The sequence below is a fragment of the Methylocapsa sp. S129 genome, assembly GCF_009765995.1.
Lineage (GTDB): Bacteria > Pseudomonadota > Alphaproteobacteria > Rhizobiales > Beijerinckiaceae > Roseiarcus.
In genome coordinates this window covers 22,544-33,407 of record NZ_LMUI01000022.1, presented here as the reverse complement: position 1 = coordinate 33,407, position 10,864 = coordinate 22,544, and the positions used below count along the sequence as shown (strand labels likewise).

The following is a 10,864-nucleotide window of genomic DNA, read 5'->3' as shown; positions in this document are numbered from 1 at the left end:
CATGACCCATCGCGCCCCGCAACAAAAGGCGCTTGAATCACACATCGACCCTAATGGGAATCACTCGTGTGAATGCCGTAGCGCTTCGCGGGAGAAGGGTTCATGCGCGCCTTACCCCCGGATCGGCTCGTGGCTGAGCGCCGCGCGGACGAAATAGAACAGGCCGGTCAGCGCCAGCAGGATGAAGATGGCCTCAAGGATATGGGTGAAGAGCTCGCCGAGCTGAAACAGGCCGCCGATCGCCCAGCCCGCCGCGCCCCCCGCGCCGACCAGCTCGGTGCCGACGAGAACGGCGACGCTGGCAAGCGTCAGCGCATTTCTCCAATTGATGGGCGCATTCGTCGGCAAGATGAACTCCACGCTTCGTTGGCGGCGCTCGGCCCTATACCATAGGATGGCGCGGCGCAAGCCGCCCGCCCCTCTCAAACATCGGTCCCCCATGAACGATACGCCTGTCTTTTCCCATGCCGCCGCCGCCGCGCCGCATTCTCTGGCGGCGCAGGCCGGGCGCGACATCCTCGTTCAGGGCGGCAATGCGATCGAGGCGATGGTCGCGATGGCCGCGACGATCGCCGTCGTCTATCCCCATATGAACGCGATCGGCGGCGACGGCTTCTGGCTGATCCGCGAGCCGAACGGCAAGGTGCGCGCGATCGAGGCCTGCGGCTTCGCCGGCGAGAAGGCGACGCCTGAATTCTACCGCCTCGCCGAAGTCGACGCGATCCCGCCGCGCGGGCCGCAGGCGGCGCTGACGGTTCCCGGCAGCGTCGGCGGCTGGGCTTTGGCGCTGGAATTGTCGGCGGCGACGGGCGGGCGCCTGCCGCTCGGCGTGCTCATGGAGAATGCGATCCGCCATGCGCTGGACGGCTACCCTGTTTCGCCGTCCGAGACGCGTTTCGATCCGACCAAGGACAAGGGGCTGATCGCGGCGCCGGGTTTCACCGACACTTATTTCATCGACGGCAAGCCGGCCAAGGCGGGCGATCTTCGCAAAGTCACAAGGCTTGGCGAAACGCTGGCGCAGCTCGCCCATGCCGGGCTCGACGATTTCTATCGCGGCGATGTCGCGCGCGAGATCGCGGGCGATCTCGAACGCTTGGGGTCGCCGGTGACGCGCGCCGACCTCAAGACGTACCGCGCCGCATGGCGCCAGCCTTTGTCTCTGCGCATTGCGGGCGCGACGCTCTACAACACGCAGCCGCCGACGCAAGGGCTGGCGTCGCTGATCCTGATGGGCCTGTTCGAGCGGCTCAATGTCAGGAATGTCGAAAGCTTCGCCTATTTTCACGGCCTGATCGAAGCCTCCAAGCGCGCGCTGTCGATCCGCGATCACGTCGTCACCGACTTCGACCAACTGGAATATGATTGCGCGGATTTTCTTGCCGCAGAGGCGCTCGATCGCGGCGCTGCCGAAATCAGCATGACTCGCGCCGCGAGCCTGCCGCTCAAATTCGACCAGGGCGACACGGTCTGGATGGGGGCGATCGATGCGCAGGGCCGCGCGGTCTCCTTCATCCAGTCGATCTATTGGGAATTCGGTTCGGGCTGCGTCCTGCCGCGCACCGGCGTTCTCATGCAGAACCGCGGCGTTTCGTTTTCGCTCGATTCCAGCGCCGTCAATCCGCTGCAGCCGGGCCGGCGACCGCTGCATACGCTCAACCCGCCGCTCTGCGTTTTCGACGACGGCCGCGTCATGTCCTACGGCGCGATGGGCGGCGACGGCCAGCCGCAATTCCAGGCGCAATTGCTGACCCGCTATCGCGCCGGCCAGAATCTCGCCGCCGCGCTCGACGCCCCGCGTTACCTGTTCGGCCGCTCCTGGGGCGCGCCCTCGGCCAGCGTCAAGCTTGAGGACGGCTTTGACGATGGAATCGGCCATGCGCTGGCGCGCGCCGGCCATGAGATCGATTGGGCGGCGCGCGGCGATGCTTTCGGCCATGCGGGCGCGCTGGTGCGCGGCGCCAAAGGCGCCATCGAGGCCGCGCATGATCCGCGCTCGGACGGCGGCGCGGAGGGGATTTAGCATGGCGCTCGATGCGATGAGCGTCGCTTTCGATGAAGCGCGGGCGGCGGCGGCGCGCGGCGAGGTTCCGGTCGGCGCGGCGATCGCACGCCATGGCGCCATCCTCGCCAGCGCGGGCAATCGTACGTTCGCCGACAATGATCCGACCGCCCATGCGGAAATTCTGGCGATCCGCGCGGCGGCGGCGACGCTCGGTTCGCAGCGCCTCGCCGATTGCGATCTCTATGTGACGCTCGAACCCTGCGCGATGTGCGCGGCGGCGATTTCATTCGCGCGGCTGCGGCGGCTTTATTACGGGGCGAGCGACGCGAAAGGCGGCGCCGTCGAAAACGGCCCGCGCTTCTTTGCGCAAGCGACCTGCCACCACGCGCCGGAAGTTTACGGCGCCATTCGCGAGAGTGAAGCGGCGACGTTACTGCGCGCGTTTTTCGCGGCGCGGCGCGATTGAAAATTGCAATCGTTTATCCCGGCGCCGCGGCATTCCGCTGAAGCAAAATGAAGGGCTGGGAGGTCGCCCTCGCCAGCCCGTCATCATCAGGGGATGCAAGATCCCCCTATTTTGCCGCCTTCACTTGCCGCGCGAATAATAGGTGCTGTCTTCGTACGACGGCCCGCTCCAACCGCTGACGCCGCCCTGCACGAACGCGGCGCGACCCTCGTTCATGGCGCCATAACCTGAATCAGGCTGCGTATAGGAATCGACCGCCTGAGGTTCCGAGAGCGCATAGGGCGAGCTGGAAGGGAGGGCATAGGCATTGGCGGCGCCAAGAGCGACAGCCGCGCCGATCGTTCCGAGCAAAAGAAACTTGCGCATGAGATGGTCCTTTCGGGTTGTCCCCAGTCATAGAGGGAACGAGGCGGGGCGAACGAAGTTTCAGATTGACGCATTTTGCAGCGGCCCGACGCGACCGCATTTAAAGCTGCGCCAGCGCCGCGGGCGCCATACGATTGACGCTTTGATGGAGGAGCGTCGGGAGGCTGAAGGGGCGAAAAAGGGAGGCCGCAATGATCCAAGACGATGGACGTTTGGCCCATGTCGTCCAGATCGCTTACGAGCTGGCGCGGACGGGCGAATACAAAGACTTCGCTTCGATCGAACGAGAAGTCATCGCCGAAGGTTTGGAAGAAGGAATCCACTGGCTGGAAAGGCCGGGCATTCGCCATGCGCTCAACGAAATTTGCGACGCCAAGCGCCAGACGCCGGCATGGCATAGGCATACGGCGTTCTGATATCGCATAGCCGCCGTAGGTCTGACGTGAGAAAAGAGCCGGGAGGTTTCCCTCGCCGGCTCTATCTTTGCTTGGTCTCTGGTCTGTCCGCTTATCTTCCGTGATGGAAGTGGCCGCCGCCGAAATGGCCGCCGCCAAAGTGACCGCCGCCGAAATGACCGCCGCGGCCGCCGCCGAAGTAGAATCCGCCGACCGGCGCGGGATATCCGTAATAGCCATAGCCCGGATCGACATAGACCGGATCGTTATAGGCGTAATCCGGGTCCACATAAGCCGCGCGACCCTGGACCAAGCCGGGATCGCCATAGCCAGGATCGGCGTAATAGGGATAGCCGTTGTCAGGCGCATAGCCGTCGACCGCGCCGGGCGGAACCATTGTCGCATAGGGTGAATTCGGCGCGACGGCATAGGCGTTGGCCGCGCCAAGGGCGAGGAAAAGACCGGCTGTTCCGGCCAGAAGAAGATTGCGCATTGGTATTCCTTCCATCATTGGGTCATCGAGACCGCGGATGTGGTGGATTAACGTCGGCGGACGCGTCGCGTTCCATGCCGTTCACACAGTCGTGAGACGTAGTTCGCGATCGCGCCAGAACCAAGGCATGCGCGCGCGTCGGCGCCTCGCCGGCCGCTTGAAAACAATCCATGATTTCAAGGGCGAATGGTGCTGCCAGAGAGGATTGAACTCTCGACCTCTCCCTTACCAAGGGAGTGCTCTACCACTGAGCTACGGCAGCGCTGGCCCATCCGGCGGCGAATCTGCGAGGGGATGGGCGGGAACGCGCGCCTTGTGCCACAGGGTCGCGGCCATGGCAACATCGGCCGGAAATGGGGCGGGGCCAGCCGGCGTTCCTCAAGCCGGGTCGACCCATGTGGCGCAGGGACCAGCCATGCCCTAACATGCGGGCCGAACCCCAATCAGGGCCGGCCAAGGATGAGGTCCAGACAGACGATGAGAATCATTCTGCCGGGGATTGCGCTCGCCGTCGCGGCCATCGGCATGGCGAGCGCCGCGGAGTTGCCGACGATGAAGCGCGTGCGCACCGAACACTTGAAGACCTGCACCGTCGGCGGCATGACCGGCTTCCTGATACCGGGCAGCGATACTTGCGTGAAGCTGGGCGGCTATGTCTCGGGCGGCGTCGAAATGGGCAATTTAAAGTCGTCGTCCCACGATTAATCCGGACCACCTAGAGTTCGACGCTCGTCTCATGTTCCAGTTCGACCGGGCCGGTCATCAGCACATGATTGTCGGCCTGCCGCCATTCGATCGTCAGATCGCCGCCGGGCAGGGTAACGCGCGCCTTGTGCTCGGTGAGGCCGTCGCGCACGGCGGCGACCAAGGCGGCGCAGGCCGCCGAGCCGCAGGCCTGCGTGAGGCCGACGCCGCGCTCCCATACGCGCAGGCGGATGTGATCGCGGCTCGCGACATGGGCGAGCGAGATATTGGCCTTTTCGGGGAACATCTTGTGATGTTCGAGCAGCGGGCCGATCGCCGGGAGATCATGGGCCGCGATGTCGCGCACCCAGAAAATCGCATGCGGATTGCCCATATTGACGACCGAGGCCGCGCTGAGATCGGCGTCGCGATGACCCTCGATCGGCAGAGCGACGCTGCGCGTATCGGGAACGGCATGGCTGAGCGGGATTTCGCTCCAGGCGAGGCGCGGCTCGCCCATGTCGACGCGGAATGAAAACTCGCCTTCGCGGCGGCAATCGAGAACGCCCGCGCCTGTCTCCAGCTTGAGATCGTTGCGATCGGTTCCGCGCATTAAGAGATAGGCGACGCAACGCGTGCCGTTGCCGCAGGCTTCCGCCTCGCTGCCGTCGTTGTTGTAGATGCGCATGAAGGCGGCCGTCTCCGCCCGGCGCGGATCGAACAACACCATCAATTGATCGAAAGCGAGACCCTTGGCGCGATGAATGGCGCGCGCCTGATCGGCGCTCACGCCGACATCGGCGCCGCGCAGGTCGAGCACGACGATCTCATTGCCCAGGCCGTTCATTTTGGCGACGCGGCGCGAAATCGTTCGATCAATCGCGATGGAAATTTTAGCCGCTCCTCTTTCCGAACGTACCAATAGCGCGCGCCTGCCAAATTGAAGGGGCGCCACTATTCCCTCCCCCCTTGTGGGGGAGGGTTAAGGAGGGGGTCGCACCGCCCTATCCCCCTCCAGGTCTGCGCGACCCCCCATCCCGACCTTCCCCCACAAGGAGGGAAGGGGAAGGCAGCCCCTTTCGATTTGCCTGAATTGGTCACTACCGCGCGCGCCCGGCCTTGTCGATCACCCGCGCGCCCAGGCGCGTCACCGCGTCGCGAAGATCCTCGGCCTCGATCGAGGCGGAATATCCCTGCGCGAGTTCCCGCGCGCGGGCGCTCGGCGCCGCGGTCTTTGGCGCGCGCCGGGGGGCCGCGTCAAGCGGGCCCTGGCGAAAGGCGACCTTGCCGATGCAGCGCCAGCCCAGATGCGCATTGACGCGCTCGATAATGACGGCGGTCGAATGCTGGGCCTCCAGCGCGAAGGCGCCCTCGACGCGCAGAACCAGGGTCGCGGGCGCGACCGGCATATCCGGATCGCGGCGCGAGGCGCGCGGCGGCCATTGCACTTCGATCGGCCGGCAGCGGCCGGCGATCCGCTCGCCGACGATTGCGCTCCAGTCGGTCACCAGGCTCGTCTCGCCAAGGCCCTGGCGCGCCAAAGCCGGCGCGACGAGCTCGGCCAGGAACTCGCCGAGCGGCGCGGCGCCGCGACCCCAGCGATTGGGCGGTTTCGTCATGGGCTCCGTCCACCTATGATCGGCGCGATGAAAGCCAATCTATCCCCCCGCGGCGCCGCGATGCAATCGCCGCCGCTTGCGCGCCGCGTCCTCGCCTGGTGGGATCGCCATCGGCGGAGCCTGCCGTGGCGGGCGGAGCCGGGCGTGATCGCCGACCCCTATCGCGTCTGGCTGTCCGAGATTCTTCTGCAGCAGACCACCGTCCAGGCGGTGATTCCCTATTTCGAACGTTTCCGGGCGCTGTGGCCGCGCGTCGAAGACCTCGCCGCCGCGCCTCTGGAAGAGGTCATGCGCGCTTTCGCAGGGCTTGGCTATTATTCGCGGGCGCGCAATATGCACGCCTGCGCGCGGGAGATCGCGCGGCGCGGCGGCGTCTTTCCGCGTGGCGAAGCCGAATTGCGCGCGCTGCCGGGCGTCGGCGCCTATACGGCGGCGGCGGTCGCCGCGATCGCCTTTAACGAGCCCGCCGCGCCGGTCGACGGCAATATCGCGCGCATCATGACGCGCCTCCACGCGATCGAACAGCCGATCGCCAAGGCCCGAGGCGCGATCGCCAAGGCGGCCGCGGCGCTGACGCCTCCGGATCGTCCCGGCGATTTCGCCCAGGCGCTGATGGATATTGGCGCGGCGATCTGCACGCCGCGCAACCCCGATTGCCCGGCCTGCCCGATGCGATCGTCCTGCGCCGCCTTTGCGACCGGGGAGCCGCAGGCCTATCCGCGCAAGGCGATCCGCAAGGCGCGTCCGCATCGCAAGGGCGCGGCCTTTTTCGCGCAGGCCGCCGACGGCGCCATTCTCCTGCGCACACGCCCGCCGCGCGGGCTGCTGGGCGGCACGCTGGAACTGCCGGGCACGCCCTGGTCGGCCGATTATGCCGCGGATGAAGCCGCAAGCGGGGCGCCTTTCCCCGCGCTTTGGCGCTTGACGCCCGGGCTCGTCGAACAGGTCTTCACCCATTTCTCGCTGGCGCTGAACGTCTATTGCACGCGGCTCGCGGGCATTCCGCCGGCGCATGAGGGCTGCTTCTGGGTCGCCGAGGAGGAGATCGAGGGCGCGGCGCTTTCAAGCCTGATGCGCAAAGCCGTCGCGCATGGGTTGAACTTCGCAAGCGAGAAGCGAACCTCGCCGCCGAAAAAGCGGCTCAATAAGCGCCGGAATGCGCCTTCGACGAAAACACGGTCAGCGCAATGATCTTGATGTCGAACCACAGCGACCAATTGTCGACGTAATAGAGATCATGTTCGACGCGGCGGCGCATCTTGTCCTCGCTGGCGATTTCGCCGCGCAGGCCGCAAACCTGCGCCCAGCCGGTGATGCCAGGCTTGACGTTGTGGCGGCGCGCATATTGGGCGATGCGGCTGTCATAGCGCTGGTCGTGGGCGAGCGCGTGCGGCCGTGGCCCGACCAGCGACATGTCGCCGGCCAGCACATTCAGGAGCTGCGGCAATTCGTCGATGCTGGTGCGGCGCAGGAAGGCGCCGATGCGGGTCACGCGCGGATCGAAACGCGTCGCCGAAATGAGATTGGCGTTGTCCTCCATCGCCGTCATCGTGCGGAACTTGACGATGCGGAACGGCTCCTGGTTGAAGCCATAGCGCCGCTGCAGAAAGAACACCGGACCGGAACTGTCGAGCTTGATCAGCAGCGCCGTGACGGCGAATAGCGGCGCTAGCGCGACAAGCGCCAGCGCGGCGAGCGTGGTGTCGAAGAAGCGCTTCTCGACGCGCTGCAAAATCGACAGCGGCGGGCGCGTCAGATTGAGGCTGGAGATCGGCCCGAGCTGAGCCACCGCCGCTTCGGAAAAGCGATCGAGGATCGCTTCAGGCCCCAGATGGATCTCGGCTGGCGTGCGCAGGAACGTGTCGACACAGGCCTCGATGATGCGCGTCTGCGACCACGGCACCGCGATCACGATATCGTCCGGGCGCAACATGCGCACGGTCGCGGCGGCAAGGGCGAGATCGTCGTTGAGCGTGCCTTCGCCCTCGCGGATCACGGCGGCGGAGACGATCTCCATGCCCGATTTCGACAGATCGTAGCGCTGCAGGAAGGCGGACAACTGGCTCTCGAAACCGACCACGACCAGCCGGCGCTGCGGCAGCCATCCCTTTCGCTTGGTGGCGTCGACGAAGCCGACCATCACGACGCGGGCGCCGCCGAGCGTCAACAGGCCAGCGAAATAGAGAACGCCGGTCGCGCCGCGTGAAAACACATCCGTCGTCTTGGTGAGGAACCCGAGCGCCAGCATGCAGAAAAAGGCGAGGTTCCAGACGGAAATGCAGCGCGCGATATGGCCGGAGAAAGAATCGAATTGTCTTATCGCGTATTCGCTGCGCTGAATATTGAAGACGACCACCAGCGCGCCGACCAATACGCCGACTTCCGTCACCGGTTCGGCGTCGGGGAAATACCCGAATGTCGCAAACTTGTAGATCGTGTGGGAGGCAGCCGCCGCGAGCACGATCGCGCAGAAATCGAAGAGGGCCGCGAGATAGCCAAAGCCGACTTCGGCGACCGCCTTGGGCGCGCTCGCCAGGCGGCGTCGACGGCCGCGCCGCGCGAAATAGGCGGGCGACTGGCGTCTGGCGGCTCGAAGCGCCGCGGTCGATGCGCCGACTGATGGCATCCCTTGTTGCTCCATTTCGGCACAGAATGCCGGCGTCGACGCCCGAATGACGCTTCCACGCCCTTATCAGCGCAAGCCACGTGCCGACGCGCGGCGATCGGGACGGCGCGCGCAGGGAGCGCCCGGCCGCGCCCGCCGCGGGTCGGCGGCAAAGGCCGAAAAATCAAGCGCCGGCGGCGTCGCGGCGGGATTGCCGAGGTCTCGAAAGGCTCGCGCGGACGCCTCGTTCGCTCCATGCGATCGCGTCCCAATTCGGGAGGCACGCGCTTTGCGCTTTGCTTCACGCCTGTGGGCGAGATTGGAGCGGATCAATGCAATTGGCAGCCACGGCGCCGCGACAGGAATGGCGACCCGTCGTCCATGTCGGCCCCTTGCCGATCGACGCGGTCGACATCCAGGAGACGGCGCAGGCCTTTATCGACTATTGCCTAAGCGCGGCGCGCGCCGACGCGGCGCGGCCGATCTATTCGACCTCGGTCAATGGGCAGGTCATTTCCCTCTGCGCGCGCGACCGAAAGCTCGCCGCAATGTTCCTGAGCGCCGACTCGGTGAACGCCGACGGCCAGCCGCTGGTGTTTCTGTCGCGCTATCTCTGCGCCAATCCATTGCCCGAGCGCGTCGCGACGACCGATCTTTTCCCGGTCGTGGCGCGGCTGGCGGCCAAGGCGGGCGTCACATTCTACATGCTGGGCGGCAGCGAAGAGGTCAATCGAAAGGCGGTCGAGGCCTCGCTCGCCGCTTATCCCGCACTGCGCATCGTCGGACGCCGCAACGGCTATTTCTCGCGCGCCGAGGAAGCGGCGCTCGTACAGGAGATCGTCCGCCTGAAGCCCGACGTGCTTTGGCTTTCGCTCGGCGTGCCGCTCGAACAGCAATTCTGCATGCGCAACCTCAACGCCTTGCGCGGCGTCGGCATCGTCAAAACGTCGGGCGGGCTGTTCGACTTTCTTTCGCTTGTCAAACCGCGTGCGCCGCTCTGGATGCAAAAGCGCGGGCTGGAATGGCTCTACCGGATGGCGCGCGAGCCGGGGCGGCTGTTCCTGCGCTACGCCTTGACCAATCCGCACGCCCTGTTCCTGATGCTCAGGGGCCTGAGATGAACGCGCCTCTCGGGCGGCGCACGGTTCTCGCGCTGATCGGCGCCGCGGCGCTGGCGCCGCGCCTGGCCGGCGCCAGCACGCTCGACGCGCGCGCCGCCGTCCTCGCGCGCGGCTTCAACCTGCCCGATCAGGTTCCCGCGCGGCCGTCGCAGCGGCCGGATCGCACGACATTGAAATGGCTGCGCGTGCGCGGCATGACGCATGTCCGGCTACCGGTGCGCGGCGAGGCGTTGATGTCGCGTTTTTCGAATCCCGCGACGATCCGCGCGGCGATCGACGATTTCAATCGCGCGATGGACCTGCTGCTTGGCCTCGATTTCGCGGTCAGCGCCGACATGCATCCCGGCGACGATTTTGGCCATTTGCATCGCGCCGATCCGGACGCCGCGCTGGCCGCGCTGACGGAGGGATGGCGCCATCTCGCCAGGCCGATCAGGCGCCTGCCCGCGACCCGCGTCTTCGCCGAACTGCTCAACGAGCCGCAAACCACGGATGCGATCTGGCGCGCCCAGGCGGAGCGCCTCGCCGCCGATCTGCGCGCCGATCTGCCCGCGACCACTTTCATCGCCGGGCCGGCGCCCTATCAGCGCGTCGAAGCTTTGGCCGCCTGGCGGCCGCTCGACGACAAGAACATCGTCTACGCCTTTCATTATTACGATCCGATGGCGTTCACCCATCAGGGGCTGACCTGGAACGCCGCCGATCCGCTCTCGCGTCTCGAAGGCGTGCCGTTTCCGACCTCGCGCGCCGACCCTGCGATGGCGCGCCTGCTCGAAGGGCTGCGCGCGCGCGGCGAGGCCGATCTTGCCGCCTCGATCGATCGCGCGCTGGATCAGCCCTGGACGAAGGAGACGATCGCCGCCCAATTCGCGCCGCTCGCCGATTGGAGCCGGACGCATGACGCGCCGGTCATCCTCAATGAATTTGGCGTGCTGCGGTTCAAGGCGGCGCGCGCCGCGCGGCTGGAATGGCTGAAAAGCGTGCGCGAGACGGCGCAGGCCCATCAATTCGGTTGGGCGCATTGGGACTATAATCAGGGATTCGGATTGCTCGACGAAGCGGGCCAACCCGATCGCCCCTTGATCGATGCGCTGCTGCCGACATGAGATT

At 66.2% G+C, this 10,864-nt stretch carries 13 protein-coding genes and 1 tRNA gene; 7 read left to right on the top strand and 7 right to left on the bottom strand.

The features are described from left to right. Positions 1–111: 111 nt before the first annotated feature. The gene (locus GSQ90_RS14590) at positions 112–348 is read right to left on the bottom strand and encodes a hypothetical protein (RefSeq protein ID WP_158815579.1); all 237 of its coding nucleotides are present in this window, start codon (positions 346–348) and stop codon (positions 112–114) included. A 91-nt stretch (positions 349–439) separates the two neighbouring features. Between GSQ90_RS14590 and GSQ90_RS14585 the strand changes: the two genes are divergently transcribed. Together GSQ90_RS14585 and GSQ90_RS14580 are read left to right on the top strand one after the other, a co-directional pair. Next, the gene (locus tag GSQ90_RS14585) at positions 440–2,023 is read left to right on the top strand and encodes a gamma-glutamyltransferase family protein (protein WP_158815578.1); all 1,584 of its coding nucleotides are present in this window, start codon (positions 440–442) and stop codon (positions 2,021–2,023) included. Position 2,024: 1 nt separating this feature from the next. Beyond that, the gene (locus GSQ90_RS14580; protein ID WP_246731613.1) at positions 2,025–2,471 is read left to right on the top strand and encodes a nucleoside deaminase; all 447 of its coding nucleotides are present in this window, start codon (positions 2,025–2,027) and stop codon (positions 2,469–2,471) included. A 120-nt stretch (positions 2,472–2,591) separates the two neighbouring features. On the opposite strand, the gene GSQ90_RS14575 is transcribed toward GSQ90_RS14580, so the two are convergent. Next, positions 2,592–2,837, bottom strand: a complete 246-nt coding sequence (locus GSQ90_RS14575; RefSeq protein WP_158815577.1) for a hypothetical protein — start codon at positions 2,835–2,837, stop codon at positions 2,592–2,594. 191 nt (positions 2,838–3,028) lie between these two features. On the opposite strand from GSQ90_RS14575, the gene GSQ90_RS14570 reads away from it, so the two are divergent. Continuing rightward, complete coding sequence (locus GSQ90_RS14570; protein WP_158815576.1) at positions 3,029–3,253, top strand: hypothetical protein; 225 nt, start codon at positions 3,029–3,031, stop codon at positions 3,251–3,253. A gap of 91 nt (positions 3,254–3,344) precedes the next feature. Here GSQ90_RS14570 and GSQ90_RS14565 read toward each other — a convergent pair whose 3' ends face one another. Together GSQ90_RS14565 and GSQ90_RS14560 are read right to left on the bottom strand one after the other, a co-directional pair. Next, positions 3,345–3,725, bottom strand: a complete 381-nt coding sequence (locus GSQ90_RS14565) for a hypothetical protein (RefSeq protein ID WP_158815575.1) — start codon at positions 3,723–3,725, stop codon at positions 3,345–3,347. A 187-nt stretch (positions 3,726–3,912) separates the two neighbouring features. Then, a tRNA-Thr gene (locus GSQ90_RS14560) sits at positions 3,913–3,987 on the bottom strand. A gap of 215 nt (positions 3,988–4,202) precedes the next feature. Between GSQ90_RS14560 and GSQ90_RS14555 the strand changes: the two genes are divergently transcribed. Next, entirely contained in the window at positions 4,203–4,430 is a 228-nt protein-coding gene (locus GSQ90_RS14555; protein WP_158815574.1) for a porin, read from the top strand. Positions 4,431–4,440: 10 nt separating this feature from the next. Here GSQ90_RS14555 and dapF read toward each other — a convergent pair whose 3' ends face one another. Next, complete coding sequence (gene dapF, locus GSQ90_RS14550) at positions 4,441–5,256, bottom strand: diaminopimelate epimerase (protein WP_158815573.1); 816 nt, start codon at positions 5,254–5,256, stop codon at positions 4,441–4,443. 253 nt (positions 5,257–5,509) lie between these two features. Then, positions 5,510–6,028 (bottom strand): DUF721 domain-containing protein, encoded by a 519-nt coding sequence (locus GSQ90_RS14545; RefSeq protein ID WP_158815572.1) that lies wholly within the window; start codon positions 6,026–6,028, stop codon positions 5,510–5,512. Between the two features lie 27 nt (positions 6,029–6,055). On the opposite strand from GSQ90_RS14545, the gene mutY reads away from it, so the two are divergent. After that, positions 6,056–7,219, top strand: coding sequence for an A/G-specific adenine glycosylase (gene mutY, locus GSQ90_RS14540; protein ID WP_246731612.1), 1,164 nt, complete (start codon positions 6,056–6,058; stop codon positions 7,217–7,219). On the opposite strand, the gene GSQ90_RS14535 is transcribed toward mutY, so the two are convergent. Beyond that, positions 7,170–8,654 carry an undecaprenyl-phosphate glucose phosphotransferase gene (locus GSQ90_RS14535; protein ID WP_158815571.1) on the bottom strand — a complete coding sequence of 495 codons (1,485 nt, stop codon included), beginning with the start codon at positions 8,652–8,654 and terminating at the stop codon, positions 7,170–7,172. The two genes, mutY and GSQ90_RS14535, sit on opposite strands and share 50 nt — an antisense overlap. 311 nt (positions 8,655–8,965) lie before the next feature. Here GSQ90_RS14535 and GSQ90_RS14530 point away from each other — a divergent pair, with 311 nt between their 5' ends. Both GSQ90_RS14530 and GSQ90_RS14525 read left to right on the top strand, forming a co-directional pair. Then, positions 8,966–9,754 carry a WecB/TagA/CpsF family glycosyltransferase gene (locus GSQ90_RS14530; protein WP_158815570.1) on the top strand — a complete coding sequence of 263 codons (789 nt, stop codon included), beginning with the start codon at positions 8,966–8,968 and terminating at the stop codon, positions 9,752–9,754. Continuing rightward, complete coding sequence (locus GSQ90_RS14525) at positions 9,751–10,860, top strand: glycoside hydrolase family 5 protein (RefSeq protein WP_158815569.1); 1,110 nt, start codon at positions 9,751–9,753, stop codon at positions 10,858–10,860. The genes GSQ90_RS14530 and GSQ90_RS14525 overlap by 4 nt, the downstream gene beginning before the upstream one ends. Positions 10,861–10,864 lie beyond the last annotated feature (4 nt).